Annotated in this window: 26 protein-coding genes; 4 read left to right on the forward strand and 22 right to left on the reverse strand. The window is 65.6% G+C overall.

Annotation, left to right across the window (positions count from 1 at the left end; genetic code table 11):
* Positions 1-924, reverse strand: coding sequence for a serine hydrolase (locus LV475_RS02050; RefSeq protein WP_250105672.1), 924 nt, complete (start codon positions 922-924; stop codon positions 1-3).
* A 106-nt stretch (positions 925-1030) separates the two neighbouring features.
* Here LV475_RS02050 and LV475_RS02055 point away from each other — a divergent pair, with 106 nt between their 5' ends.
* Entirely contained in the window at positions 1031-2347 is a 1317-nt protein-coding gene (locus tag LV475_RS02055) for an Npt1/Npt2 family nucleotide transporter (RefSeq protein ID WP_250105673.1), read from the forward strand.
* A 103-nt stretch (positions 2348-2450) separates the two neighbouring features.
* Here LV475_RS02055 and LV475_RS02060 read toward each other — a convergent pair whose 3' ends face one another.
* The 6 genes from LV475_RS02060 to LV475_RS02085 form a co-directional block, all read right to left on the reverse strand.
* Positions 2451-3236: a slipin family protein gene (locus LV475_RS02060; protein ID WP_430886858.1), complete on the reverse strand. Its 786-nt coding sequence runs from the start codon at positions 3234-3236 to the stop codon at positions 2451-2453.
* A 44-nt stretch (positions 3237-3280) separates the two neighbouring features.
* On the reverse strand, positions 3281-4696 hold the full coding sequence (locus LV475_RS02065; RefSeq protein ID WP_250105674.1) for an NfeD family protein: 1416 nt from the start codon (positions 4694-4696) through the stop codon (positions 3281-3283).
* A 171-nt stretch (positions 4697-4867) separates the two neighbouring features.
* Complete coding sequence (moaA, locus tag LV475_RS02070; RefSeq protein WP_136866276.1) at positions 4868-5854, reverse strand: GTP 3',8-cyclase MoaA; 987 nt, start codon at positions 5852-5854, stop codon at positions 4868-4870.
* A 274-nt stretch (positions 5855-6128) separates the two neighbouring features.
* Positions 6129-6614 carry a cyclic pyranopterin monophosphate synthase MoaC gene (gene moaC / locus LV475_RS02075; RefSeq protein WP_156574638.1) on the reverse strand — a complete coding sequence of 162 codons (486 nt, stop codon included), beginning with the start codon at positions 6612-6614 and terminating at the stop codon, positions 6129-6131.
* A complete protein-coding gene (locus LV475_RS02080; RefSeq protein ID WP_250105675.1) occupies positions 6611-7804 on the reverse strand; it encodes a molybdopterin molybdotransferase MoeA in 1194 nt (397 codons plus the stop codon). Before LV475_RS02080 ends, moaC begins: the two co-directional genes overlap by 4 nt.
* Positions 7805-7820: 16 nt before the next feature.
* Positions 7821-8291, reverse strand: coding sequence for a molybdenum cofactor biosynthesis protein MoaE (locus LV475_RS02085; protein WP_250105676.1), 471 nt, complete (start codon positions 8289-8291; stop codon positions 7821-7823).
* Between the two features lie 410 nt (positions 8292-8701).
* On the opposite strand from LV475_RS02085, the gene soxC reads away from it, so the two are divergent.
* Complete coding sequence (gene soxC, locus LV475_RS02090; protein WP_250105677.1) at positions 8702-10075, forward strand: sulfite dehydrogenase; 1374 nt, start codon at positions 8702-8704, stop codon at positions 10073-10075.
* Entirely contained in the window at positions 10053-10718 is a 666-nt protein-coding gene (locus tag LV475_RS02095) for a c-type cytochrome (protein ID WP_136866272.1), read from the forward strand. Before soxC ends, LV475_RS02095 begins: the two co-directional genes overlap by 23 nt.
* A 110-nt stretch (positions 10719-10828) precedes the next feature.
* Here the strand turns inward: LV475_RS02095 and LV475_RS02100 are convergent, their stop codons facing one another.
* From LV475_RS02100 to LV475_RS02110, 3 genes are read right to left on the reverse strand one after another with little or no spacing between them, the layout of a single operon-like run.
* Positions 10829-12118: an ISL3-like element ISPpu12 family transposase gene (locus LV475_RS02100; protein ID WP_004574636.1), complete on the reverse strand. Its 1290-nt coding sequence runs from the start codon at positions 12116-12118 to the stop codon at positions 10829-10831.
* 21 nt (positions 12119-12139) lie between these two features.
* A complete protein-coding gene (gene lspA, locus LV475_RS02105) occupies positions 12140-12652 on the reverse strand; it encodes a signal peptidase II (RefSeq protein WP_004863699.1) in 513 nt (170 codons plus the stop codon).
* A gap of 3 nt (positions 12653-12655) precedes the next feature.
* On the reverse strand, positions 12656-13552 hold the full coding sequence (locus LV475_RS02110; RefSeq protein WP_136866271.1) for a cation efflux transmembrane domain-containing protein: 897 nt from the start codon (positions 13550-13552) through the stop codon (positions 12656-12658).
* 95 nt (positions 13553-13647) lie between these two features.
* On the opposite strand from LV475_RS02110, the gene cadR reads away from it, so the two are divergent.
* Positions 13648-14055 carry a Cd(II)/Pb(II)-responsive transcriptional regulator gene (cadR, locus tag LV475_RS02115; RefSeq protein ID WP_250105678.1) on the forward strand — a complete coding sequence of 136 codons (408 nt, stop codon included), beginning with the start codon at positions 13648-13650 and terminating at the stop codon, positions 14053-14055.
* Between the two features lie 350 nt (positions 14056-14405).
* On the opposite strand, the gene thrC is transcribed toward cadR, so the two are convergent.
* From thrC to rsxA, 12 genes are all read right to left on the reverse strand, one after another.
* The gene (gene thrC / locus LV475_RS02120; protein ID WP_250105679.1) at positions 14406-15572 is read right to left on the reverse strand and encodes a threonine synthase; all 1167 of its coding nucleotides are present in this window, start codon (positions 15570-15572) and stop codon (positions 14406-14408) included.
* A 165-nt stretch (positions 15573-15737) separates the two neighbouring features.
* Entirely contained in the window at positions 15738-16508 is a 771-nt protein-coding gene (locus LV475_RS02125) for an S-methyl-5'-thioinosine phosphorylase (protein WP_136866269.1), read from the reverse strand.
* A 35-nt stretch (positions 16509-16543) separates the two neighbouring features.
* A complete protein-coding gene (locus LV475_RS02130; RefSeq protein ID WP_250105680.1) occupies positions 16544-17119 on the reverse strand; it encodes a hypoxanthine-guanine phosphoribosyltransferase in 576 nt (191 codons plus the stop codon).
* A gap of 22 nt (positions 17120-17141) precedes the next feature.
* Complete coding sequence (gene nagZ, locus LV475_RS02135) at positions 17142-18203, reverse strand: beta-N-acetylhexosaminidase (protein ID WP_250105681.1); 1062 nt, start codon at positions 18201-18203, stop codon at positions 17142-17144.
* Between the two features lie 22 nt (positions 18204-18225).
* Positions 18226-19215 (reverse strand): PDC sensor domain-containing protein, encoded by a 990-nt coding sequence (locus tag LV475_RS02140; protein WP_250105682.1) that lies wholly within the window; start codon positions 19213-19215, stop codon positions 18226-18228.
* Between the two features lie 389 nt (positions 19216-19604).
* Complete coding sequence (locus LV475_RS02145) at positions 19605-20339, reverse strand: dienelactone hydrolase family protein (RefSeq protein ID WP_250105683.1); 735 nt, start codon at positions 20337-20339, stop codon at positions 19605-19607.
* A gap of 125 nt (positions 20340-20464) precedes the next feature.
* The gene (locus LV475_RS02150) at positions 20465-21166 is read right to left on the reverse strand and encodes an electron transport complex subunit E (RefSeq protein WP_250105684.1); all 702 of its coding nucleotides are present in this window, start codon (positions 21164-21166) and stop codon (positions 20465-20467) included.
* Entirely contained in the window at positions 21159-21884 is a 726-nt protein-coding gene (locus tag LV475_RS02155; RefSeq protein ID WP_250105685.1) for an RnfABCDGE type electron transport complex subunit G, read from the reverse strand. The genes LV475_RS02150 and LV475_RS02155 overlap by 8 nt, the downstream gene beginning before the upstream one ends.
* Positions 21885-21888: 4 nt before the next feature.
* On the reverse strand, positions 21889-22932 hold the full coding sequence (locus tag LV475_RS02160) for an RnfABCDGE type electron transport complex subunit D (protein ID WP_250105686.1): 1044 nt from the start codon (positions 22930-22932) through the stop codon (positions 21889-21891).
* On the reverse strand, positions 22929-24680 hold the full coding sequence (rsxC, locus tag LV475_RS02165; protein WP_250105687.1) for an electron transport complex subunit RsxC: 1752 nt from the start codon (positions 24678-24680) through the stop codon (positions 22929-22931). The genes LV475_RS02160 and rsxC overlap by 4 nt, the downstream gene beginning before the upstream one ends.
* Complete coding sequence (rsxB, locus tag LV475_RS02170) at positions 24673-25275, reverse strand: electron transport complex subunit RsxB (protein WP_250105688.1); 603 nt, start codon at positions 25273-25275, stop codon at positions 24673-24675. Before rsxB ends, rsxC begins: the two co-directional genes overlap by 8 nt.
* A complete protein-coding gene (gene rsxA, locus LV475_RS02175) occupies positions 25275-25856 on the reverse strand; it encodes an electron transport complex subunit RsxA (RefSeq protein WP_250105689.1) in 582 nt (193 codons plus the stop codon). The genes rsxB and rsxA overlap by 1 nt, the downstream gene beginning before the upstream one ends.
* Positions 25857-25940: the final 84 nt, after the last annotated feature.

Below are 25940 nucleotides of genomic sequence, written 5' to 3' on the forward strand. Positions count from 1 at the left end.
CTATTGACCGGCCGCTGTGTCCAGGCGCGGGTCCAGGCCGGCGGTGCGGATCGGTGCGTCCATGATCAGGCCGTCGAGCTCGACGATCAGGCGCTTGAGCCACTCGCCGCCACTGGGATTCTGCGCCAGCCCGACGGCGATGTAGGTCCGGCCGTCGTGCTCGACGATGGCACTGTCGGCATGCCAGTCGCGCCAGGTGCCGGACTTGCGATAGATCTGCGCCTCCGGCACCTCGCCGAGCAGGCCACCGACGAACTTGTGCGAGATGGCGGGGTCGCCCAGGATCCGCTTCATCTCGCGCGAGGACTGCGGCGAGACCAGCTGGCCGGTCTCGAGCAGGTAGTAGAACCGTGCCACCTGGAAGGCCGTCGCCCCATGGGAGAGATGATGCAGCGGGTCGCGCTGGTAGGCCGTGCCTCGGCCGTATTCCTTGCCGACCCACAGGCCGCCGTTGAGCGACTCGTCGTAGAGGCGGTAGCGGGGCGAGCGCAGCAGGTCGTTGATGTAATCGCGCCCCACGCGGCGGATCATCTCGGTCGCGGCCGTGTTCGACGAATTGCGGATCATGCGGGTCATCAGGTCGCGTGTCTCGTCGTCGAGCGCGATCGCCCCCTCGTCGATCCGCTGGAAGGCCGCCAGCAGAATGGCGATCTTGGGCAGGCTGGCCGCGTAGAGCATGGCATCGCCATTGACCTCGGCCAGTCGCGGTCGGTCGGGGTTCGTGACGTCGACCAGGGCGATGGAAAGCTGGCCGGCCTCGACCGACCCGCCCAGTTTCAGGGCCTCGAGCCGCTCTTCCAGGCGTGCCTGGAGCGCGGGGTCAGCGGCATCGCGCAGGGCGACGGCATCCGCCGGCAGGGCGGCCTGCCCGAGGCCCGGCCCGACCGACCAGAAAACAATTACCATCGCCAAACGACGCCACATGGCCACCTCCGTACCCGGCGGCTGCCAGGTGAAAAACAAAATTGCCCTGAACGATACCCCAGAAATGCCGTAGCGTCATGGAGATAGTCTCGTTGAAGGACGCCAGGTGACTCGACTGACCGGAACCGAAACCCGCCCGCCAGGACCAGTTGGTCCCGGCTTCGGCTCGCGCCACCCGTGGCTGCTGCGGCGCGTGCTGCTGTTCACGAACTTCTTCCTGATCATCGCCGCGGTCTACCACCTCAAGCCCGCCAGCCGATCACTGTTCCTGAGCGCCCTGGGTGCCGACGCCCTGCCGTACGTCTGGATCGCCACGGCCACGGCCCTGGCCCTGACCATCGGCCTGTATCACCGCCTGATCGCACATTACTCGCGCATCCACGTGGTCCTGGGCACCTGCGCGCTGGTGATCGCGGTGCTGATCGGCTTCTACCCGTTTCTCAACGGCAGCGGCTTCGCCGCGGCGTTCGCCTTCTACGTGTTCGTCGACATGGTCAGCGTGATCCTGGTCGAGCAGTTCTGGAGCCTGACCAACACGATCTTCTCCACCCGGGAGGGCAAGCGCTGGTATGGCTTCATCGCCACCGGCGGGCTGGTGGGCGGCGTCGCCGGCGGCATGGCCTCGAGTGCCTGGATCAGCCGGGCGGGGCTGGAGACCATGGACCTGCTGCCGATCGCCGCGGCCATCATCGGCCTGATCGTCGGACTGACCCTGCTGATGGGGCGCTACGGCCTGTACCGGGAGAAGCCCGGGGTGAGCAACCACGAGGGCCCGTCGACCGGTGACTGGCGGGCCATCCTGCGCCATCGCTACCTCGCCCTGATCGCGCTGATCCTGCTCCTGGCGCAGATCGCCGAGCCGATCATCGAATACCAGTTCATGAAGGTGGTCGAGGCGACCATCACCGATCGCGACGCGCGCACCGCCTACCTCGGCGCCTTCTTCGGCGTGCTCAGCGCCGTGGCGATCGGCATCAACCTGCTGATCACGCCCCTGGTTCACCGTTGGCTGGGGGTGCTCGGCGGCCTGTTCGTCCAGCCGATCGCGGTGCTGTTCGGCAGCCTCTGGTACCTCTCGCAGGTCACGTTGCAGGCCGGCGCGTTTCTCAAGATCGCCGACCGCGGGCTGTCCTACTCGATCAACCGCGCCTCCAAGGAACTCCTCTATGTGCCGATCGCGCCCCTGCTGATGTTCCGCGCCAAGGCCTGGATCGACATGTTCGGCTACCGCCTGTTCAAGGTGGCCGGCTCGCTGTTGATCCTGCTACTGACCCAGTGGCTGCCGTGGCCGCTGGAGGCCGCCCACCTGGCCTGGGTGGTGGTCGCGATCTGCCTAGCCTGGATGGCCGTGCTCGTCCGGCTGGGCCGACGGTACCGCGGCATCCTCGAGCGCGCCGAGGCGCAGGCGGAAGGTCACCCGTAACCCGCACCCAGCGCAACAGTGCGGTCACATGAAAACGGCCCGATCACCGCTTGGATGATCGGGCCGTCAACGTGTCTGTCCCCCTTGGCGGGAAGCCCGGCAATCAGGCGTCGGGGCGCTTCTGCGTGAAGTGGCCGGTGAGTTCCTGGAAAGCGTTGGTCAGCTCGATCGGCAGCGGGAAGAACACCGAGCTGGTCTTGCCGTTGGTGGACATGTCCGCCATGGTCTGCAGGTAGCGCAGCTGCAGGGCCGCCGGGCTGTCCTTCATCATGTCGGCGGCCTGGACCAGCTTCTCGGCGGCCTGCAGCTCGCCCTCGGCGTGGATGATCTTGGCGCGCCGCTCGCGTTCGGCCTCGGCCTGGCGGGCGATCGCGCGGATCATCGACTCGTCCAGGTCGACGTGCTTGATCTCGACGTTGGTGACCTTGATGCCCCAGGCGTCCGTCTGCTGGTCCAGGATGCCCTGGATGTCGTTGTTGAGCTTGTCACGCTCGGAGAGCATCTCATCGAGATCATGCTTGCCGAGCACCGAGCGCAGGGTGGTCTGGGCCAGCTGGCTGGTCGCCGCGTAGTAGTTCTCCACCTGGATCACGGCCCGCTCGGGGTCGACCACCCGGAAGTAGAGCACCGCGTTGACCCGCACGGTGACGTTGTCTTGCGAGATCACGTCCTGGCTGGGCACGTCCAGCGTGATGATCCGCAGGTCCACCTTGACCATCTGCTGGATCACCGGGATGACGATGATCAGGCCCGGGCCCTTCACGCGCTGGAATCGCCCCAGGAAAAACACCACGCCACGCTCGTACTCGCGCAGCACCCGGAGCGACATCGCGATGATCGCGACCAGCACGATCAGCGGTACGATCAGAAATCCGAAATTGCCCAGCATCTGTCTTCCCTCCATGGGCCCAAACGGCCCTTGCAATGGCGTGTCTACTCAATCGGTTCGACGGTCAGGCGCAGGCCGTCAATCGCCACCACCCGAACGGCCTGACCGGCTCGTACGGGGCGGCGGCTGTCGGCCGTCCACAACTCGCTGTGAACGAACACCCGCCCGGTGCTCTCGAAATCTTCCTTGGCGATGCCCTGCATGCCGATCATCTCCTCGTAACCGGTCGCCGGGCGTCTGCGACGCACGTCGAGAAACCGTCCCAGCACCCAGATCGAGAAGCCGGCGATCGCAATCGCCACGCCGATGATCAGGGGAAGTGCCACGTTCAGGTTGGGGTCGTCCCAGAGCATGATGGATCCTGCGGTGAAAGCGGCGAGACCGCCGATGCCGAGCGCGCCGAAACTGGGCACGAACGCCTCGGCAATCATGAAGATGATGCCGAGCAGGATCAGCGCCAGGCCCGCGTAGTTCAAGGGCATGACCTGCAGGGCGAAGAAGGCCAGGATCAGGGCGATCGAGCCGATCGTGCCGGGCACGATCGCGCCCGGGTTGGCCAACTCGAAGATGATGCCGTAGATCCCGATCAACAACAGGATATACGCGATGTTGGGGTCGGTGATCACGGCCAGCAGCTTGGTCCGCCAGTCCGGGTCCTGGCGCACCACCTGGATACCGTCGGTCGACAGGGTTCGGTTCGACCCGTTGACCACCACCTCGCGGCCGTCGAGCTGAACCAGCAGGTCCGAGAGATCCTCGGCCACCACATCGATGACGTTCTGCTCGAGGGCCTCGCGCGCACCGAGGTTGAATCCTTCACGCACCGCCGACTCGGCCCAGTCGGCATTCCGATCGTGCCGTTCGGCCAGTCCGCGGATGTAGGCCACCGCGTCCTCGAGCACCTTGCGCTCCATGGCATCGCCGCCGCGACGTGGCTCGTTCTCCGTTCCTTCGCTAGCCGATTCGGGCTCGCTGGCTTCCTCGTCGCCGCCCTCCTCGGGCGGCGTCATGCCGGGCAGGCCGCCTCCGCCCATCTGCACGGGCGTGGCCGAACCGAGGTTGGTCGACGGGGTCATCGCCGCGATGTGCGAGCCGTAGAGGATGTAGGTGCCCGCGCTGGCGGCGCGTGCCCCGGCCGGATGGACGTAGCTTGCCACTGGCACGTCGGCCTGCAGGATGGCCTGGATCATCGACCGCATACTGGTATCGAGCCCACCGGGGGTGTCGAGCTGCAACACGACCAGCTCGGCACGGCGCTCTTCGGCCGATTCGATGCCGCGGATCACGTAGTCGGCGGTCGCCGGCGTGATCGCGTCCTGCACCGTCAGCAGCACGGCCTCGCGTGCCCCTTGCTGCGCCGCGGCCACCGCCAGCCAGATCAACCCGGCCAGGATGAACAGCGGCCATGCCAGCCGGCGCAAGGCAACGCGAGATGGACGTTTTGGAAACGCAACCTGCATGGGGACTCCCCCTTCCCATCCGGCAATGGACGGCGTCTGCCGCCGGGACATGGCAACAGCATAGGTCATTGGCCGGCCCAAGGCAGCCAGGGCAGCCGGGTCGGCACCCACCACGAGAAAGGCCGCCCGATGGGCGGCCTTAAGGAAGGTCTCGGTGGCGTGGCTCGGCGATCAGCCGCCGGTCATCGACATGAAGCGGATCACCTTCTCGGGCTTTTCCGTGAACTCGTGGCGTTCGGGCTTGAGCGCGATCGCGTGCATCAAGGCCTCCTTGAGCTCGTCGTCGGGGATGCCCTTTCGCAACAGCGGGCGGAAGGGGAAGCTCTCTTCCTGGCCCAGGCACATGTACATGGTGCCGTCGCAGCCCAGGCGCACGCGGTTGCATGTCTCACAGAAATGCTCGGACATCGGGGTAATGAAACCGACCATGGTGTCGGTACCCGCCACCTGCAGGTAGCGCGCCGGGCCGGCGCCGGTGACCGAGTTGACCGCCGGGATCAGGTCGTACTTCGCCTTTAGGCGCTTTTTGACGTCCTGCAGGCTGACGTAGTGATCGATCGCGTCGCGGCCGGTCTCGCCCATCGGCATGGTCTCGATCATGCGCAAGGTAAAGCCGTTGTCGATGCAGTAGTCGAGCAGGTCCTCGACGTCGTACTCGTTGAGCCCCTTCATCACCACGGCGTTGATCTTGATCGGATCGAAGCCAGCAGCCTTGGCCGCGGCCAACCCGTCGAGGACCTTGTCCACCTTGCCCTTGGTAATCGACTTGAAGCGCTCGGGGTCGAGGGTATCCAGACTGACGTTGATGCGGTTGGCCCCCGCCTGGCGCAACGTCTCGGCCATCTTGTTCATGCGCGTGGCGTTGGTCGACAGCGACACGTCCTGGATGCCGGGCATGGAGGCGACGCGGCCGACGATGTCCTCGATGCCCTTTCTTACCAGGGGCTCGCCACCGGTGATGCGGACATGCGAGAGGCCCATGTCGGCCATCACGCCCACCAGGCGCTCGATCTCGTCGGGGGTCAGCCAGTGCTCGGGGACCTCGAAGTCCTTGAAGCCCTCGGGCATGCAGTAGAAACAGCGCAGGTCGCAGCGGTCCGTCACGGACAGCCGCAGGTAGTTGATGGAACGGCCGAAGGGGTCGGTCAACTGCTGCATCGTCTTGTCAGCCCTTGCCTGGACCATGCCGACATCCGGGTGGCATGGGTGTCTACTAACGTACGCGGCCGGCGTGGCGGCCCGCCGCGCGGGAATGGGGCCCGGCCGGGGACGAGGGGTCGGAATCGCCCTCGACCGGGACCTGCTCTGCAGGAGCAAGTGAAACGTGCGTCATGTTCACTTGGACATAACGGTATCAGCCATGCCCGAAAATGCAAGCGTTATGGCGAGAGAAACCGAACGCCAGCCGTGACCCCGGAATGGGGTTCGCGGCTCAGGCCTCGCCGGCCTGCCAGTGACCGCTCTTGCCGCCGCGCTTCTCCAGCAGGCGGGTCTGCTCGATCACCATGCCGCGGTCGACCGCCTTGCACATGTCATACAGGGTCAGCGCGGCCACCGAGGCGGCGGTCAGCGCCTCCATCTCCACCCCGGTCTGGCCGGTCACGGCGCACTCGGCGGTAATGCGCACGGCGTGGTGCTCGGGTTCGGGCGTCAGCTCGACCTTCACCTTGGTGAGCATCAGCGGGTGGCACATGGGGATCAGATCGCCGGTACGCTTGGCCGCCATGATCCCGGCGATCCGCGCCGTGGCCAGCACGTCGCCCTTCTTGTGGCCACCGGAGAGGATCAGCTCCAGGGTCTCGGGCTGCATGACGAGGCGCGATTCGGCCACGGCCACCCGCTGGGTGTGCGCCTTGTCGCCGACGTCGACCATGCGGGCCTCGCCCTTCTCGTCCAGGTGGGTCAGTGTACGGCTCATAGGCCAAGCTCCTTGAAGGCGGTGAATTCGACCGTGTCGCCGGCGGCAAGACGGGCATCGGGCGGGACCAGGGCGAGACCGTCCGCCCAGGCCAGCGAGCTCAACAGCCCGGAATTCTGGTCGGGGTAGGCCTCCAGTTGAACCCGCCCGTCGACCTCGACGCGACGCACGCGGATGTACTCGGGGCGATCCCCGCCCCGCCGAGCGGCGGCCAGCGGCAGCGGCTGGACCGGCCAGGCGCCCGGGTCGGTTCGACCGGTGAGCCGGTCGATCGCCGTGCGCACGAATCGGAGATAGGTGACGAAGGTGGAGACCGGATTCCCCGGCAGGCCGAGAAACGGCGTGCCCAGTACCTCGCCGATCGCCAGTGGCTTGCCGGGCTTGAGGAAGATGCGCCAGTGATCGATGCGCCCGAGCGCCTCGACGCCGGCGCGCACCAGGTCGGCCTCGCCCACCGAGACACCGCCGGAGGTGACGATCAGGTCGGCCTCGGCCGCCTCGCGCAGGCGCGCGTCGGTAACGATCGGGTCGTCGGGCAGCACGGCCCGCTGGACGATCTCCACGCCGGCGGCCGACAACAACGCCTCGAGCATGGGGCCGTTGGCATCGTAGATCTTGCCCGGCGCGAACGGCTCACCGGGCGCGAGCAGCTCGTCACCGGTGGTCAGCAGCGCCACGCGCACCCGTCGGGAGACCGGAACGCTGGCGACGCCCGTACTGGCGATCAGCCCCAGCATGGCCGCGTTGATATGGGTGCCGCGGTCGAGCAGCGTCTGCCCTTCCCGGGTATCGGCCCCGGTGGCGCGCACGCCGGCGCCGACCGACACGTCCTCGTCCCACCGGACCCGGCCGTCCTCGACCGTTACCGACTCCTGGGCGATCACGGTATCCGCCCCCTCGGGCAGGAGCGCGCCGGTGAAGATGCGCATCGCCGTGCCGGGGTCGAGTCGCGCCGGGGCATCGCCCGCGAACTGCTTGCCGACCACCGGCAACGAGTTGCCCGAGACCAACGGGCCGGCGGCGGCGTAACCGTCGAACAGGCTCAGCGGCGCGATGGGCACGTCACGCGGCGCGTTCAGCGGCCCGGCCAGCACCCGGCCGACCGACTCGAGCACCGGCACCCGCTCGGTCTCCCCGAGGGGCTCGATCCACTGGATCAGTCGTTCGATCACTTGTTCGACGGATTCCACGCGCGGCCCTCCCGGCTCAATCGAACTCGGCAAACCAGCGCCGACGCGCGACCTCGTCGCTCTCGCGAGCGTCCACCCAGCGGGTGTTGCCCTCCGGGTCGACCTCCTTTTTCCAGAACGGCGCGTGGGTCTTGAGGTAATCCATGATGAAGGTGCAGGCGTCGAGCGCGTCACCGCGGTGCGCGCTGGCCACCGCAACCAGCACGATCTGATCGGTCGGTCGCAGGTGCCCCACGCGGTGAACAATACTCACGCCCGCCAGCGGCCAGCGGGAAATCGCCTCATCGGCCACCCGCTCGAGTGCCCGTTCGGTCATGCCCGGATAATGTTCCAGGACGAGATCGCTGACCTCGAGGTCGTCGTTGATGTCACGCACGGTGCCGAGAAAACTGGCGACGGCGCCGACATGGGCGCATTGCGAGCGCATCTCGCCGAGGAGGTGGCCAATGTCGAAATCGGCCTCTTGGACACGGATGGAACGGTACACGGTGGAGGTCGCTGCCCTGATGGATATTTCCGGCAAACTATAACGGCCCACCCCAGTCGAGCCAAGGGTTGATGGTTCGGGCGCGCGCCCGCGGGGTTCGCCGCACGAGCGGTCACGTGCGCTGATACCCCATTAAATGATCAAACCCGCATGCGGTTGTTAATTAGAACCCGCTGATGTAGATTGCTGCCGGTTCAATTTTTTGATCGGGCCATCGACCAGGAACCCCCGTTCGGATTGACCCGGCTCGAAGACCCATGAACAATAGCGGGTCCATTGTCGACATCGGCAAAGCCGCCGGCCTGTCCTCAAAAAAATGCGCGCCTTCTCGGTTGTCGGAGAACCGGAAGGCACGGAATGGATCTAAAGAATGATGATCCGACCAATTGCCTACGATGCAGGAGTGAGCAATGTCAGAAACCACACTTGATCAGACGCCGCAGAGCGATGCCCGCGAGGGCGTGGCTTCCAGCGACCGTCGCAAATTCCTCCGCAAGAGCGTCGCGCTGGCGGCATCTGGCGCTGCCGCTGCAGCCGCCGGCAATGCCTACGCGGGTGACGTGAAGCTGGAGACCGTCACGGAGCCGCTGAAGGACGGTCCGACCCGCAACATTCTCGGCCGCGGCGTGGTATCCGTTCCCTACGGCATGCCGTCGAAGTTCGAGAAGAACGTGGTTCGCCGCAACGTCAGCTGGCTGACCGCCGACACCGTCGCATCGATCAGCTTCACCCCGTGGCAGGATCTCAACGGCATCATCACGCCGAACGGTCTGCACTTCGAGCGTCACCACGCCGGTGCCGTCGACGTCGATCCGGAGACCCACCAGCTGGTCATCCACGGCATGGTCGACAAGCCGATGGTCTTCTCCATGGAAGATCTCAAGCGCATGCCGTCGCACACCGCGATCCACTTCCTCGAGTGCCCGGCCAACGGCGCGATGGAATGGCGCGGCGTCCAGATGGACTCCATGCAGTTCACCCACGGCATGATGAGCTGCTCCGAGTGGACCGGCGTCAAGCTGACCGACCTGATGGAATACGTCGGCGTCGATCCGAAGTCGACCTGGCTGTACGCCGAGGCCACCGACGGTTCCGCCCTGCAGCGTTCCATCCCGATGGAAGGCGCCAAGGACCAGTTCGGCGAGCCGATCAAGGCTTCCGACTGCGAGCTCTACAAGGACGCGATGATTGCCTACGCCCAGAACGGCGAAGCGCTGCGTCCGGAGAACGGTTACCCGATCCGCTTCCTGCTCCCGGGCTGCGAAGCGAACATGTCGATCAAGTGGCTGCGCCGCATCAAGTTCGTCGACAAGCCGCTGGTGACCTACCAGGAGACCCGTCACTACATCGAGCCGCTGCCGGATGGCACCATCCGCCAGTTCTCGTTCCTGAACATGGCGAACTCGGTCATCAACTACCCCTGCCCGGACAACCAGATGAAGGGCAAGGGCAGCTACGAGATCCGTGGTATCGCCTGGTCGGGCCAGGGCAAGATCGCCCACGTCGACGTCTCCGTCGATGGCGGCAAGAACTGGCAAGAGGCCGAGCTGGTCGAGCCGGTACTCAGCAAGTGCGTGACCAAGTTCAAGCTGCCGTTCGAGTGGAACGGTGACGAGCACCTGATCATGAGCCGCGCGACCGACGAGACCGGCTACGTCCAGCCGACTCTGGCACAGATGCGCAAGGTTCGTGGCACGAACAGCATCTACCACAAGAACTCCATTCAGGCCTGGAAAATCGAGAAGACCGGCGAGGTGAAGAATGTCCAAATTGAAAACTTCTAAGTTCGGCCTGGGTCTCGCGGCCGGTGCCATGGCCCTGGGCCTGAGCACCGCCGGCATCGCGGCCGAGCACGCCAGTGGCTTCAACGGCATTGGCAAGAACATCACCGACAAGGCGATCGAGCCGTGGGACATCAGTGTGTTCTACGACGGCGAGAACCTGCCGAAGGGTTCTGGCACCGTCGAGGCTGGCCAGGAGCCGTACGACACGCAGTGCGCCATGTGCCACGGCGCGTTCGGTGAAGGCGCCGAGGGCTACCCGAAGATGGCCGGCGATCCGATGCCGCAGTTCATCACCTCCCTCAAGCAGGGGCTCGATGGCGTCGGCAACCGTGGTGTCAACAACGCCTGGGGTCACGCCCCGACGCTGTTCGACATGATCAAGCGCCACATGCCGTTCTACGCACCGGGCACCATGGGTGTTGACGAGTCGTACGCAGTCACCTGCTACGTTCTCAACCTGGCCAACATCGTTGACTACGAGTTCACGTGCAGCAACGAGACCCTGGCCGACGTCAAGATGCCCGCAGCTGACTACTACGTGACCGACACCCGTCCGGACACGGATAACCAGCGCTGCATGAGCGACTGCTACGACTACGAGCCGAAGGTTGTTGGCGCTGCGGTTACTGGCGTAAGCGAGTAATCCACGACCCGACCCAACGGTCTCAAGGGCCCCGCTTCGGCGGGGTTTTTTTGGGTATACGGATTTAATGGTTGATGGGGCACCTTCACCCCATCAATCTGATACCACCCTCAGATGGTTGATAGATCGACTCCGTAGTTGAGTTCCTCTGCGAAGTCCGGCAGTCCGTAACCGATGGTTTTCTTGTAGAAAGGAGAGACCTTCGCAGTCGGTGCCTTCTTCTTGTGCTTCGTGGTGTAGAGCATTCGTGCCCGCATCACCTCGAAGGAGTAACCGCGCCCTTCACGGTTCTTGTCCTTGGCCAGTCGGTTGATGGACTCCGTGTAAGCGTTGGTGACGGGCATGTCCGTCTCGAAGTAGGTCATGGTCTCTTCGCGCCAGTTTCCCACTGCCCTGACCAGATCGCTCCAGACTTCCTTTTGGCCCTTCGGGATGGTGGCTATCCACTCGTCCAGGGCGGCTTCTGCCTGGAGCCGTGTGGTGGCGTCCCAGATGCCGTAGAAGCGCTCCTTGTGCTCGTAGGCGGCCAGCAGTTGCGGGAACGCGCCTGTCCAGGTCTCCATGATGAGGCGCTCCCGGTCTGAGACTTCGTGAGCGCGTTTCAGCAGGATTTTCCGGTCTCCCTTGAGAGTCCGGCTCTGGGACGGTTTCAGCTCCTTTCTGAGGCCCTTGCGCACTCTCTCTAGGGCATCGTTGGCCATGCGCACCACATGGAACTTATCGACCACGATACGGGCCTGGGGCAGCACAGCCTTGACCGCTGCCCGGTAGGGGTTCCACATGTCCATGCTGACGATCTCGACCTTCTGCCGGTCTTTCAGCTTCATCAGGTAGTTGGTCACCACGTCCTGGCGGCGGGTGGCCAGCAGGTCGAGCAGGGTTCGCTCCTCAATGTTGGTCAGAATGCAGCGGTAGCGCTTGTTCAGGTATAGCTCGTCAATGCCCAGGATGCGGGGCGTCTCGAAGCGGTGCCAGCGCCCCAGGAACTCGGCGCGGGCGTTGAAGATGTCGCGCACCGTCTTCTCGTCCAGGCCGGTCTGTGCCGCCACAAAGGTGTAGGGGTGGTTGAAGGATTCCTTCTCCACGTACTCATGCAGCCGCAGTGTCATACGGAATCCGTCCACCATCTCCGGTAGCTGGGGCCTGAATGTTGTCTTGCAGGCCCGGCAGGTGTATCGGCGGCGGACCACCCAGAGAGTGACCCGCTTGCCGTGGATGGGCAGATCACGATAGGGAACGTCACGCTTGCCGAACCGTACGAACTCACCCTGCACGCCGCATTCCTCGCAGGCGATGGGATCGGGCACGTCCACCTGGAAGTGCATTTCGTCGTCGGTTGATTTGCAGCCCAGTACTTGGTATTGCGGCAGGTGAAGGATGTTGTCGGGAAGTTCGGTCATGGTGTTGTATAGGCGTAGGTGTCAGTCAGATCCATCCGGCTCGGCATTGGTGTTTGCTTTTTTACCCAACAAGCTGCTGGAAACGAAAAGTAAGGCACCGAGGACAATTGCAATATCAGCCAGGTTGAAGGCCGGCCAATGCCAGTCTCGCCAATAGAAATCAAAGGAATCCACAACATAGCCGCGAAAGACCCGGTCAATCAGGTTGCCCATGGCGCCACCGAGGATAAGACTGTAAGCGATGGCTTCTCCTTTATGACGATTTTCAAGGATCAGCTTGATCAGAAAAATCGAGACCACTACCGCGATTCCGATAAAAAAGTAGCGCTGCCAGCCTCCACCATTCGCAAAAAGACTGAATGCGGCACCGGTGTTCCATAGGTGCACCCAGTTAAAGAACGGGGTCACCGAAACATACTCGCCATAGGCCATTGATTGTTGCACCAGCCATTTTACGGCCTGATCAGACGCTGCCAGCAGGCCCGATATGGACAATAGGGCATACGGCGAGAGCTTTTTGCCAATAATGAGCATTATTTAACCCTTCAACGCCAAAATGCGTCTGGCACCGTTAAGTACAATGCCCCCCACGATGGTGCCGATAATCAGATCCGGATAATTGGACCCGGTCCACGCGACCAGAGCGCCGGCGGTGATGACCCCCAGGTTGATCACCACGTCGTTGGCCGAGAATATCCAGCTTGCCTTCATGTGCGCCCCGCCCTCCCGATGTTTGGATATGAGCAGCAGACAACTGGTATTGGCAATCAATGCGACGAAGGCGATCGCCATCATCATCAGCGATTCAGGCTCACTACCGAAAACAAAGCGTCGCACCACCTCGACGAGTACGCCGATAGCCAAAATCAGTTGCAGTACCCCTGCCAGATGCGCGGCACGTACCTGCATTTTCGCACTGCGCCCTACGGCATAGAGAGCCAGGCCATAGACGGCTGCATCGGCAAACATATCCAGGGAATCAGCGATCAGGCCGGTAGACTGGGCGATCAGGCCAGCAGTCATTTCCACCACGAACATGATCGCATTGATACCGAGCAACACGCGCAGAGTGCCTGACTCCTGCGTAGCAGAGACTGCCGAGCTCTCAGCGGCCTTGATCGTCTCTGGGTCGGCAATGACGGTTTCCTGAAGCGAGGCGCCTAGCCCCAAGGTCGCCAGTTTCGCGGTAATGGGCTCAGCCTCGCCGTCATGCACGACCTTCAACCGGCGGTTCGACAAGTCGAAGGACAGTGCCCGAATCTCCTCAAAGCCGTTCAGGGCTAGGCGAATCATTCGTTCTTCTGATGGACAGTCCATCTTCGGCACGGCATAAACACTGACCCATCTCCCTGGCGCCTCGGAGGAGGCCTGTATATCGGTATCCGCTGCGGACGTTGCATCACCGCCACAGGCGCCACCACAGGATTTGCTCATGATACGACTCCACTTGAACAATGTTGTGGTACCATTTAAAACTATAAAGCTACTATAAGGTCAATAGAGTAAAGAATCCGTTGGGGAGGAGGCTGATGCGCATTGGTCAGTTGGCGCAGTTGGTAGGGGTCGAAACACAGACGATCCGCTTCTATGAACAGCAGGGCTTGTTGCCGCCGCCTGATCGGCAGGACAACGGTTACCGTGTCTATACCGAGAAGCATGGTGAGGGGCTGGCCTTCATCCGTCGCTGCAGAATCCTGGGCCTGTCACTGGCTGAGATTCACGAACTACAGAGCTATCAGGACGACCCTCATCAGCCTTGTACCGCCGTCAACGCCTTGCTCGATGATCACATCTCTCATGTGCGGTCGCAGATAACCGCTCTGCAAGCGCTTGAGAAACAACTCGTTTCACTGAGAGCGAGTTGCAACGATGACCGGGAAGTTGGGGCGTGTGGGGTTCTTGCTGGAATTAGCGAAGGAAACATGCACCAGCAGTAGGTGAAGCATCAACCAGATAATCCGATGAGATGCCGGTCTGTCTCACTCTCATGCAAAGGTAAGATCAACCATTTAATCCGCTTACCCGTTTTTTTGTGCCTGCCAAACCGGGGTGACCTTGGGGAAGGAACGACTGCCGGCAACACACGATCGCCAAGGTCGGCAGACCAGCAAGCACGGTTGCGCTGAAAGGCGACCGAGGCACCCCAACGTCAGCCTGCGCCAAACGGATGCCGTCGACGGCCCTCTGGCGGCCTTCCTTGATACTTTCCTGGGGCGCCCTACCCCCGACACGAAAAAGACCCCGCCGAGGCGGGGTCTTTTGGTCAGCGTCGGTTGACGAGCCGGGCTTACTTCATGAAGCCCAGGATCGCGTTGCGCACCGAGTCGAGGTCGGCGTCGATGGTGACCATGGTCGCCTTCTCGACCCCCGGCATGTCGCCGGTGCATTGGGCGATGGCGGTATCCGGGTCCTTGAGACCGTTGCCGGTCAGGGTCAGCACGATGCTCGAGCCGTCCTGGATCTTGCCGGCCTCGAGATCGTTGATCAGACCGGCCAGCGAAGCGGCGGAGGCCGGCTCGCAGAAGATGCCCTCGTGCTGAGTGAGCATGCGCTGGGCAGCCAGGATCTCGGCGTCGGTCACCTCGGCAAACCAGCCACCGCTCTCCTCCATCACCTTCCAGGCCCGGTCCCAGCTCTGCGGGTGGCCGATACGAATGGCCGTAGCGACGGTATCCGGGTCGTCGACCATGGCACCGCGCATGAACGGCGCCGAGCCCGTCGCCTGGTAACCCACCATCTTGGGCCGGTTGCCACCCGAGCCGCCACCGGCGAACGGGCACTTGCCGTTGCAGTAGGCGCAGGACTCGGTCACCTGTTCGCCGGAGACCGCGGAGAGCTCGCAGTAACCGATCCAGTGCGCGGTGATGTTGCCGGCGTTACCCACTGGCAGGCAGTGGTAATCCGGGGCGCGACCGAGCTCCTCGACGATCTCGAAGGCCGCGGTCTTCTGACCCTGCAGGCGGTAGGGGTTGACCGAGTTGACGATGGTGACCGGCGCCTCTTCGGCGACTTCCTTGACCAGGCGCATGCCGTCGTCGAAGTTGCCGCGGATCTGCAGGATGGTCGCGCCGTACATCATCGCCTGGGCCAGCTTGCCCATCGCGATCTTGCCGTCGGGGATGATGACGAAGGCAGTAATGCCGGCCCGGGCCGCGTAGGCGGCGGCCGCCGCCGAGGTGTTGCCGGTCGAGGCGCAGATGATGGCCTTGGAGCCCTCTTCCACCGCCTTGGTGACCGCCATGGTCATGCCGCGGTCCTTGAACGAACCGGTCGGGTTCAGCCCCTCGTACTTGACGTAGATGTCCACCGAGCGGCCGAGCAACTTGGGCAGGTTGTGCAGCCGGATCAACGGCGTGGCGCCCTCGCCCAGGCTGATCAGGCGGGTGTCGTCGGACAGCGGCAGACGGTCACGGAACCGGTCGAGCAGACCGGTGTAGCGGCTTTGATGCGTCATGGGAATCTCGCTTGGAATGACGCGCCGCGCGAGCCGGCCCCGATCGACGCGTCGATTCGGAGCCGGGCCCGGCGGCGAGCGGATGATTTGCGGACATTTTACCCTGCCAGCGAATGACTGTCAGGTCAGGGCATCCGGGAACAAGGGGCCGGGTCGAGGGGTTCGTCAACCAACCTTCATGCGGCAGAGCATCTGGTCCTCGCCGCCCAGGATCTCCTTGAGCACGCGGCGGACCTGGCGCATCGACGTCGACAAGGTCTTCTCGATCTCCTTCATGGAGACGGTCTCGCCGTCGTGCACGCCGGCCGCCCAGTTGGCCACCACGTTGAGACTCGCGTAGTCGATACCGGCCTCGCGGGCGAGCACGGCCTCGGGCATGCCGGTCATGCCGACGACGTCGCAGCCGTCGCGTTCCAGTCGGCGGATCTCGGCGGCCGTCTCCAGGCGCGGCCCCTGGGTGGCACCGTAGGTGCCGCCGTCGACCATGGGCAGGTCCAGCGCCCGGCCCGCCGCCAGGAAGGCCTCGCGCAGCGAGGCATCATAGGGATAGGTGAAATCGACGTGGGTGACCGAGTCGAGATCGCCCTCGTAGTAGGTCGACGGCCGCCCCCAGGTGTAATCGATCAGCTGATCGGGCACCACCAGCGAGCCCGGCCCCATGTCCGGGTGAATACCGCCGACGGCGGCCACCGCCAAAATGCGGCTAACCTTGAGTTCGCGCAGGGCCCAGATGTTCGCCCGGTAATTGATCTGGTGTGGCGGGATGCGGTGGTTGTAGCCGTGTCGTGGCAGGAACACCACCTGGCAGCCCTGCATCCGGCCGATGGTCACCGGCCCGGACGGCTCGCCGAATGGCGTGGACACCACCTGGTGACGCACCTCGTCGATGCCCTCGATCTGGGACAGCCCCGTCCCGCCGATGATTGCCAGATGCACGTCAGTCCTCCCCTCGATTCATGTCGCCCGCCGGCTCACTCGCCCTCGGGGAGGGCGTGGATGCCGGGCAGGTTGCGAAAGTAGCCATGGTAATCCATGCCCTCGCCGAAGATGTAGCGGTCGGGCACCACGATGCCGGGAAAATCCGCCGCCAGGTCCGGCACCTTGCGCTCGTGCGCCTTTTCCGTGGCCACGGCGATCCAGACCCGTTCCGCGCCCGCGTCGAGGCACCACTCGCGCACCGCCGCCAACGTGTGCCCTTCGTCGAGGATGTCGTCGATCAGCAGCACCTCGCGACCGGCGAGCTCGATGTCCGGCTGGGCAAGCCACTTCAATGCCCCGCCCGTGGTCGCCCCGCGGTAGCGGGTCGCGTGCAGGTAGGAAAGCTCCAGCGGGAAGGTCAGGCGCGGCACGATCTGCCCGGCGCTGACCAGCCCGCCGTTCATTACCGCCAGCACCACCGGCAATCGACCGGCGAGCTGCCGATTGATCTCCTCGGCCAGACGGGCGTAGGTCGCCTGCATCTCGTCCGGCGAGACCAGCAGGTCACAGCGGCCCAGCAGGGCCTGGAGTTGATCGGACTGCTGGCGCAGCTCGTCGCGGGTTTGCATGGCTGTCTCCGTCGGAAGGGGCTCAGGCGCGGTCGGGGAACAGGTCCGGCTCGTCGACGCCAAGGCGCTCGATCCATTGCCGTGCCTCGGCGTAACGCGGCGAGTGGGCCAGCTTCGATTCGCTGGGCACCGGGCCATGGCCGAACATCCGGGCCAGGCGCGCCTCGCGCTGGGCACTGGGCGCGAAGTCGAGTGACTTCTGTACCCGGTCGACCAGCTCGGGGTGATTGCAGACCAGCGCCATGTCCACCCCGGCGGCGAGGCACTGCGCCACCCGCTCCTCGATCTTGCCCACCGCCGAGGCGGCCGCCATGGTGAGATCGTCGCTGAACACCGCACCCTCGTAGCCCCACTGTCCGCGCAGGATCTCGCGCACCCAGACCGGCGAAAAGCCGGCCGGCCGGGCATCCACCTCCGGGTAGACCACGTGCGAGACCATCAGGCCCGGGATCAGGCGATCGGCCATGGCGCGGAACGGTCGCAGGTCGGTCTTCTCGATGATCGCCAGCGGACGCGGGTCGACCGGGTGGGCGATGTGCGAATCGGCCGCCACCGCCCCGTGCCCGGGGTAGTGCTTGCCCACGGCAGCCATGCCGGCCTCCTGCATGCCGCCGGTCCAGGCGATCGCCAGCGCGATCACCGCCTCGGGCCGCTCGTCGAAGGCCCGGTCGCCGATCACGCCGCTGATGCCGCGGTCGAGATCCAGCACCGGCGCGAAGCTCAGGTCCACCCCGACCTCGCGCAACTGCACGGCCATCAGCCAGCCCAGGGAACGGGCCGCCTCGAGCCCGGCCTGCCGGTCCTGCTCGAAGAGCTTGCCGATGCGTCCCATCGCCGGCAGGGGGACGAAACCGTCGCCGCGAAAGCGCTGCACGCGCCCGCCTTCCTGGTCGACGGCGATCAGCAGATGCGGGCGACGCAGCGAGCGGATCTCGGCGATCAACTCGGCGAGCTGGGCGTGCCCCTCGAAATGGCGCGCGAACAGGATCACCCCGCCGGTGGAGGGGTGCTGCAAGCGTCGCCGATCGGCCGGGGTGATCTCCGGGCCGGCGAGATCGATCATCAGGGGGCCAAGTGCGGTCATGCCGGTTTCCTTGCTCCGAGGGTCAGTGGTCGTGGCGATCGCGGACGTTGCGCAATCGGCGACTGCGGCCATTGTTGCCCAGCAGGGCCTTCTCGGCGAGCGCGCCGAGGTAGACGTACAGGCCGAGCGCGACCAGCAGGGCCGCGGCGGCGAACACCATCAGGGTGGCGACCGCACCCTGGTCGGAGTAGCCCATCGACACCTTGAACATGGTCAGCAGGCCCTCGATCAGGATGGCGACCAGGATCGCGGCGACAAACCGCGTCATCGTTCGCCTCACCGTGCTGTGGCGATGGACGTCCTTCTCCATCAGCACCTCCTCCTCGAACACCGTCTTGGCGAGATCGAAGATCGCCATGGCCAGGGTGAGCACGACGATCACCTCGAACGGCTTGAGCCGCAGTTCGGCCGCCCAGCCGGGCTCGAGCAGCGCGTGCACCAGCTCGCTCATGCTGCTGTAGAAGAGCACGCCGGCCACGAGCATCATCGCCGCGGCGAACAGGCCGTAGAGCGCGCGGAAGAAGGGCTCCATCCGCCGGCGCAGGGTATCCCCGAGCAGGAAGCTGATCATTGCCTCGAGGTCCACGTCGATGACGAGGTAACCCACCCGGCCCTGGTATTCGATCTGCAGGGTCGCCGAGATGCAGAGATCCCGCGAGGCCGAGGACAGGTACGGCTCGGTCAGGTGGACGTACTCGCCCTCGTGGAAGAACTTGAAGTACGGTCGCTGGCTGCGATCGGTGCCCTTGCCGCGGCCCATCGCGCGATTGACCTGCCCGGTCTCGTCGGCACCGTACTCGGCGATCTGCACGCCGTCCTCGTCGAGCAGGTAGACCAGGTCGACGAACGGGTAGAGGTCGATCAGCTTCTCGGTCACCGAATGCAGGGCCGCCTGGTCGGTGAGCAGCCGTGGCTCGCCGATGCCGGTGATGATCGATTCGATCAGTTCGCGGATCGACCGCGATTGCTCGTGGTAGCGGTCGATGGTGCTGATGTAGTTGGCCGAGTGCATGGTTTCCCTGATTGAGGTGAACGAACTGCCGCGCAGTGTAACCCGAGCGGGCCGACCGGCCGGCGCCGGCGCACGGCAAAAAAGAGGCGCCCACGAGGGGCGCCCAGCAAGGAGGAGTCAAAGAGCACCAAGCGGGGCACGCCGGAACCGATGAAGGAAGACGCGTCGCGTTGGCAAACCACTATCAGCGAGAAGCGTGCCAGCGGTTTGTGACACGCCGATGGCAACGTGCGACCGGCGCGCGGGCGCCGTTTCGCCGTAGTCATGGCGCACGGTCCCGGGCGGCACGCAGCCCATGCGCCCGCGATGGACGCCCCAAAATCGGGCAGCCGCCGGGGTGACGGGCCGGGCCATGCCCCAATCTGGATCGACCCGATCCGGTCCGGCGATCAGCCAAGCTTGTCGGCGAAGAAACTCAGCGTCTTGGTGAGCGAGTCGCGGTCGGCAGCCGGGTCGTAGGACAGCGGCAGGCCGAATTTCTCGGCCTTCGCGTCGGCCCCCGGGTTGGTGAAGGCGTGGCTCACGCCCGGGTAGCGGGTGACGTGGACCTCGGCGCCCGCGGCGCGCATTTCCTCGGCGACCCGTTCGACCTGCTGCGGGTCGGCCATCGGGTCCTCCTCGCCGGTGAAGATCCAGGTGGGTGTATCCACCGACCCGGCGATCGGCGCCAGCCCCTCGATACCCGCATGGAAGGTGGCGAACGCATCGTGGCGAACGCCCTGGCGCGCCATGCTCAGGCCCACCGCCCCGCCAAAGCAGTAGCCGATCGCGCCGAGGCGCTCGGCATCGACCGCGTCGTGGCGCTTGATCGCCTCGATTGCGAGTCGGTAACGGGTCTTGAGCGCGTCGAAATCGGCCAGGGACTGATTCATCAGCTCGGTGGCCTCGCCGGCGTCCTCGGTCACCCGGCCGTCGCCGTAGAGATCGATGGCAAAGCCGACGTAGCCGGCCTCGGCCATGTCGCGGGCCCGTTTTTCCATGTAGGCCGTCCGCCCCCAGAACTCCGGTACCACCAGCACGACCGGCCGCGGCCCGGCCGCGTTGGCATCGAAGGCGACCAGGCCCTTCATGGTCAGGTCACCCGAACGGTACTCGAGTTCCTCGGTCTTGATTTCTGCGGCCATGTCTCTCTCCTTGGGAACGTTTCGACGGGCACGAACACGCCGCCACCCGGCCCAAGCCGGGCAGAGGCAACGCGTCGGAAGAATCAGGGAAAGGGTTTAGCAGCTGCCCGCGGCAAATGCAGGCATCAGCCGGCAGCCTCGGCGGCCGGCTCGGCCGACCGGGCTGCCTTGGCGGCCCGGGCACGGCGGGCAGAGCGTTGATCGACGGCCTGCTTGAAGGCCACCAGCAGCGCGAGCCCGATGAAGGCGCCGGGCGGCATCAGCGCGAGCAGGAAGGTCATCTGCTCGGGCAGCACCCGCACGCCCCAGTCGACGGCGACCGGCCCGAACAGCTGATCGGCGCCGTCGAGCAAGGTGCCAAAGCCGATCAACTCGCGCATTGCGCCCAGCACGACCAGCACAAGGCCGAAGCCCATCCCCATCACGAAACCGTCGAACAGCGACACGCCGACGCCGTGGCGGGAGGCGAACCCCTCGGCCCGCGCGATGATGATGCAGTTGGTGACGATCAGCGGGATGAAGATGCCGAGCGTGTTGTAGAGCTCGTGGAAGTGGGCGTTCATGGTCAGCTCGATGATGGTGACCACCGAGGCGATCACCATCACGTAGACCGGCAGGCGCACCTCGGCGCGCACCCAGTCGCGGATCAGGGAGACCACGCCGTTGGAGACCAGTAGGGTCACCAGCGTGGCGATCGCCAGCCCCAGCGCGTTGATCGTGGTGTTGGAAATCGCGAGCAGCGGGCACAGCCCCAGCACCTGCACCAACGCGGGGTTGTTCTTCCACAGCCCGTCGAGGGCCAGTTCGGACAGGCGCGGGTTACTCATGCTCGTCTTCCTCCCTCGGGACCTGGTCGAACAGCAGGCGGTGGTGGTCCTCGGCGTATTCCAGGGCCTGCTTGACCGCCGCCACCACCGCGCGCGGCGAGACCGTTGCCCCGGTGAACTGGTCGAACACCCCGCCGTCCTTCTTGACCGCCCAGGCGTCGGCCGGCGGGTCGCCCAGGCGACGCCCGGCAAAGCCCTCGATCCAGTCGGTCTTGTCCGCCTTGATCTTGTCGCCCAGCCCCGGGGTCTCGTTCTGCTCGAGCACGCGCACGCCGGTGAGCTCGCCGTTGGGCTTGATTCCCACCAGGAGGCGGATATCGCCACTGTAACCGCGATGGGTGACCACCGGGATGGCCACCGCCACCACCTCGCCGTCCTGGCGAGCACGAAAACCCAGCTGACCGGCGTTCATGGCCCGCTCACGCGCCTCGACGGTCAGCGCCTCGGGCATGACCTCCCCCGCGCTCGCCTCGATCACCGGCGCGCCCAGGTCAAGGGCCTCGGGATCCGGCAGCAGGAAGGCATCCTCGGCCGGGTTGTTGTCGTGACCCTCGCCCTGCAGGACGGCCATGATCTGGCCGAGCAGCACGGCCTGGCGGTTGAGCTCGATCTGGTCGGCGGTCTTCTGCTGGGTATAGGCGACAAAGCCCACCCCAAGGCCGAAGAACACGGCCAGGACCACGGCAGTGATCACCACGCGACGCCATTCCAGGTTCATTACGTCAGCGGCCCTCCGTCCTGGTGCCCGACCGACCCTTGCGGCCAAAGACCGGCGGCTGGGTGTAGTAGTCGATCAGGGGCACGGCCAGGTTCATCAACAGGATGGCGAAGGCCACGCCGTCGGGATAATTGCCAAAGCTGCGGATCAGCACGGCCAGTACGCCGATACCGAAGCCGAACACCAGCCGCCCGCGCGGCGTGGTCGACGCGGTGACCGGGTCGGTGGCGACGAACAGCGCCCCGAAGATCACCCCGCCGCCGACCAGGTGAAAGAGCGGATCGGCGAAGCGCTCGGGATCGATACCCCAGAGCAAGCCGGCCGTCAGGAGCACCCCGGCGATCATCGCGACCGGGATGTGCCACCGGATCGCGCCGCGGTAGAGCATCCAGGCACCGCCGGCGAGAAAGGCGAGGTTCAGCCACACCGACCAGGCCCCGCCCTGCCAGATCGACGCACCGGTGATGTCGCCACCCTGCGTGACCACCATGCGCCACTGGTCCAGCGGGGTCGCCTGGCTCAGCGCGTCGAACGCGGTGGCGCCCGGCAGCACGCCGAGGAAGGTCCACTGGGCCGCCTCGGCAAGCGCCAGGCTCGCCGCCCCGCCCTCGACCGGTGCGCCCCAGCGCGTCATCGCCTCGGGGAAGGACACCAACAACACGACGTAGCCGACCATCGCCGGGTTGAACAGGTTGTAGCCGATGCCGCCGTAGAGTTGCTTGGCGACCACCACGGCGAACACCGCGCCCACCACCGGCAACCACCAGGGAGCGAGGTTGGGCAGGCACAACGCGAGTATCCAACCGGTGATCAGCACCGAGCGGTCGGTCAGCGCGGGCTTGAACGGGCGGGCGCGCAGCCACAGCATCAGGGCCTCGGCCAACCAGGCCGCGCCGACTGCCAGGGCCACGTTGAACAGCACGCCCCAGCCCAGCAACCAGACCGCCGCGACCGTGCCGGGCACCAGGGCCCAGAGCACCACGGTCATCACGTCGGCGACGCTCGAGGGGGCCTCGACGTGCGGCGAGGTCTGCACCGGAAACTTCATGACGACCCTCCCGGTCGTTCGGGGGCGTCGCTGGTGCGGGGCTCGGCACCCGTCGTGTCATCCGGTGTCGGCTGGGCCTGCTGCGCGCGCGCCTTGCGCTCCTTGGCGCGGGCACGGGCCGCCTCGATGCTCAGCGCGGCGGCGGACTTGCCCTCGCCGGCCGATGACGCGGCGGGCGAACCGTTACCGGCCTTCGCCTTGGCGGTGGAATCGCCCGACTTGTCACCCGCCTGGTCGCCCTGCTTCGCCGCCTTCTCCTGCGCGGCCTTGATCGCGGCGCGCTTCTTGGCCAGCGCGGCCTCGCGCTCGGCCTTCTGGCGTTCGATGCGCTCATTGTGGAACTCGAACCGGCGGCGGGCGTGTTCGGCCTTGGCCTTCTCGCGTTCGGCCGACCAGATCTCGGTCTTGGCGTGGCGGAAGTACTGCACCAGCGGGATGTGCGACGGGCAGACCGCCGAGCAGACTCCGCACTCGATGCAGTCGAACAGGTGGTAGTCGTGGCTGCGCTCGAACTGCTGGGCCCGGGCGTACCAGTAGAGCTGCTGCGGCAACAGATCCGCCGGGCAGGCCTCCGAGCAGCGCGAACAGCGGATGCAGGGCTGCGGCGGCGGGGTCGGATCACGGTCGACCGGGCGCATCGCCAACAGGCAGTTGGTCGCTTTGACCACCGGCACCTCGTCCTCGTGCAGGGCAAAGCCCATCATCGGCCCGCCCATCAGCAACCGGTCGACGCCCTCGGTGTAACCGCCGGCCGCCTCGATCACCTTCGCCATCGGCGTGCCGATGCGCACGCGGAAGTTCCGGGGCTCGGCCACCCCGCCGCCGGTGACGGTCACGACCCGCTCGGTCAGCGCCCGGCCCTCGACCACGGCGTGCCAGCTGTTGGCCACCGTGCCGACGTTCAGGCACAGGAGCTGGTAATCGGTGACATGCCGATTGCGCGGCACCTCGATGCCGGTGAGCGTGCGAATCAATTGTTTCTCGCCGCCGGCCGGGTAGATGCTGGGCACCACCTTGATCGCGAAGCGCCGCTCGTTCTCCTCGGCCGCCAGCCGGTCGATCACCGCCTGCAGGGCCGCGATCGCGCGCGGCTTGTTGTCCTCGATGCCGATCAGGCAACGGCTCGCGCCCACGGCATGCAGCATCATCTGCGCCCCGCGGATGATGGGCTCGGGCGCCTCCTGCATCAGCCGGTCGTCACAGGAGATGTAGGGTTCGCACTCGGCGCCGTTGAGCACCAGGGTCTCGACCCCGCCGGGGTTGGCGGTGGCGAGCTTCACGGCCGTGGGGAACACCGCCCCGCCCAGGCCGACGATGCCCGCCTCGCGCAGACGCGAGCGGATCTCGACCGGGCTCTTGTCGACGTAGTCGGGCCAGGGATCGAGCGGCTCGGCCTCGCGGTCCTCGCCATCGGCGGCCAGCACGATGCTCTGTGCCGACAGCCCGCCAGGATGCGGCAGGCCACGCGGCTCGATCGCCTGGATCACCCCGGAGGTCGGGGCGTGGATGGCCGCGGAAATGAAATCGTCGGGGCGGGCCAGCAGCTGGCCACGGCGGACGTGGTCACCGACGGCGACCACCGGGATGGCCGGCGCGCCGATGTGCATGTGCAGCGGCAGCACGTACTCGTCGACCAGCGGCATCTCGCCGATCGGGCGATCACAGGCCGGCGCCTTGTGGTAGTCAAGATCCAGCCCGCCGTGGAACCCGTGCAGCCCCGGCGTAATCGTGGCGCGCGCCTCAGGCATTGGCCAGACCCTCGCCCAGGCCCTCGCTACGGGCGGCCGGGCCACGCGTGGGCACCGGGTGGGCGGATTCGGGCATCGGGAAGCGATAGGCCTCGACGCCCTCCTCGATCGGCACCATGTCGATGCAGTCGACCGGACAGGGCTCGACGCACAGCTCGCAGCCAGTGCACTCGTCCTCGATTACCGTGTGCATCTGCTTGGCCGCCCCCAGGATGGCATCGACCGGGCAGGCCTGGATGCACTTGGTGCAGCCGATGCAGACCTCCTCGTCGATGATCGCCAGCGTCTTGACCTCCTGGGCCTCGAGCTCGTCGTCGAGCGGCTTGAAGTCCACCTCCAGCAGGTCGGCCAAGTTACGGATGGTCGCCTCGCCGCCCGGCGGGCAGCGGTTGATGTCCGCCTCGCCCTTGGCCATCGCCTCGGCATACGGCTTGCAGCCGGGATAGCCGCACTGGCCGCACTGGGTCTGCGGCAACAACTCGTCGATGCGTTCGGCGAGCGGGTTGCCCTCGACACGGAAAAATTGCGCGGCCAGGCCGAGCAGCACCCCGAACAGGATCGCCAGGCCAACGGACAGGAGGATTGCTTCCCACATCAGACGGTCACCATGCCGGCAAAGCCCATGAAGCCCAGCGCCATCAGCCCGGCGGTCACCAAGGCAATCGGCACGCCCTCGAAGGCCGCGGGCACGTCGGCGGCGGCCAGCCGTTCACGCAGGGCGGAGAACAGGATCAGCACCATCGAGAAGCCCACCGAGGCGCCGAAGCCGTACAGGGCCGACTCGATGAAGCTGTTGGCCTCCTGCACGTTGAGCAGCGCCACGCCCAGCACCGCGCAGTTGGTGGTGATCAGCGGCAGGTAGATACCCAGCACGTTGTGCAGCAGCGGGCTGGTCTTTCGCACCATCATCTCGGTGAAATTGACCACCACCGCGATCACCACGATGAACATGATCGTGCGCAGGTAGCCCAGACCCAGCGGCTCGAGCAGCCACGAATGCGTGACGTAGCTCGCGATTGCCGAGAGCGTCAGCACGAAGGTGGTCGCCAACGACATGCCGATGGCGGTCTCGACCTTGTTCGATACCCCGAGAAACGGGCACAGGCCGAGGAACTTCACCAGCACGAAGTTGTTGACCAGGATGGTGCTGATCAGGATGAGGATGTATTCCGTCAAGGCCACCTACCGGAATGATGCGAAACCGCGCCGGCGGGGGCCGGCACTAGGGAAACTCTGCACGAAATCGGATACCGCGCTGCG

Source organism: Guyparkeria hydrothermalis (assembly GCF_023555375.1).
GTDB classification, from domain to species: domain Bacteria; phylum Pseudomonadota; class Gammaproteobacteria; order Halothiobacillales; family Halothiobacillaceae; genus Guyparkeria; species Guyparkeria hydrothermalis.

Bases quoted from the DNA above. Each gene is read 5' to 3' on its own strand.
- LV475_RS02095 (WP_136866272.1), top strand. From the start codon at position 10,053: ATGTCCAAATTGAAAACTTCTAAGTTCGGCCTGGGTCTCGCGGCCGGT.
- nagZ (WP_250105681.1), bottom strand. From the start codon at position 18,203: ATGACCGCACTTGGCCCCCTGATGATCGATCTCGCCGGCCCGGAGATC.
- rsxC (WP_250105687.1), bottom strand. From the start codon at position 24,680: ATGCCTGAGGCGCGCGCCACGATTACGCCGGGGCTGCACGGGTTCCAC.
- lspA (WP_004863699.1), bottom strand. From the start codon at position 12,652: ATGCTCATTATTGGCAAAAAGCTCTCGCCGTATGCCCTATTGTCCATA.
- LV475_RS02100 (WP_004574636.1), bottom strand. From the start codon at position 12,118: ATGACCGAACTTCCCGACAACATCCTTCACCTGCCGCAATACCAAGTA.
- LV475_RS02150 (WP_250105684.1), bottom strand. From the start codon at position 21,166: ATGAGTAACCCGCGCCTGTCCGAACTGGCCCTCGACGGGCTGTGGAAG.
- LV475_RS02060 (WP_430886858.1), bottom strand. From the start codon at position 3,236: ATGCTGGGCAATTTCGGATTTCTGATCGTACCGCTGATCGTGCTGGTC.
- LV475_RS02140 (WP_250105682.1), bottom strand. From the start codon at position 19,215: ATGCACTCGGCCAACTACATCAGCACCATCGACCGCTACCACGAGCAA.
- LV475_RS02130 (WP_250105680.1), bottom strand. From the start codon at position 17,119: ATGCAAACCCGCGACGAGCTGCGCCAGCAGTCCGATCAACTCCAGGCC.
- LV475_RS02050 (WP_250105672.1), bottom strand. From the start codon at position 924: ATGTGGCGTCGTTTGGCGATGGTAATTGTTTTCTGGTCGGTCGGGCCG.
- LV475_RS02145 (WP_250105683.1), bottom strand. From the start codon at position 20,339: ATGGCCGCAGAAATCAAGACCGAGGAACTCGAGTACCGTTCGGGTGAC.
- moaC (WP_156574638.1), bottom strand. From the start codon at position 6,614: ATGAGCCGTACACTGACCCACCTGGACGAGAAGGGCGAGGCCCGCATG.
- LV475_RS02160 (WP_250105686.1), bottom strand. From the start codon at position 22,932: ATGAAGTTTCCGGTGCAGACCTCGCCGCACGTCGAGGCCCCCTCGAGC.
- thrC (WP_250105679.1), bottom strand. From the start codon at position 15,572: ATGACGCATCAAAGCCGCTACACCGGTCTGCTCGACCGGTTCCGTGAC.
- LV475_RS02155 (WP_250105685.1), bottom strand. From the start codon at position 21,884: ATGAACCTGGAATGGCGTCGCGTGGTGATCACTGCCGTGGTCCTGGCC.
- cadR (WP_250105678.1), top strand. From the start codon at position 13,648: ATGCGCATTGGTCAGTTGGCGCAGTTGGTAGGGGTCGAAACACAGACG.
- moaA (WP_136866276.1), bottom strand. From the start codon at position 5,854: ATGCAGCAGTTGACCGACCCCTTCGGCCGTTCCATCAACTACCTGCGG.
- rsxB (WP_250105688.1), bottom strand. From the start codon at position 25,275: ATGTGGGAAGCAATCCTCCTGTCCGTTGGCCTGGCGATCCTGTTCGGG.
- LV475_RS02065 (WP_250105674.1), bottom strand. From the start codon at position 4,696: ATGCAGGTTGCGTTTCCAAAACGTCCATCTCGCGTTGCCTTGCGCCGG.
- soxC (WP_250105677.1), top strand. From the start codon at position 8,702: ATGTCAGAAACCACACTTGATCAGACGCCGCAGAGCGATGCCCGCGAG.
- LV475_RS02110 (WP_136866271.1), bottom strand. From the start codon at position 13,552: ATGAGCAAATCCTGTGGTGGCGCCTGTGGCGGTGATGCAACGTCCGCA.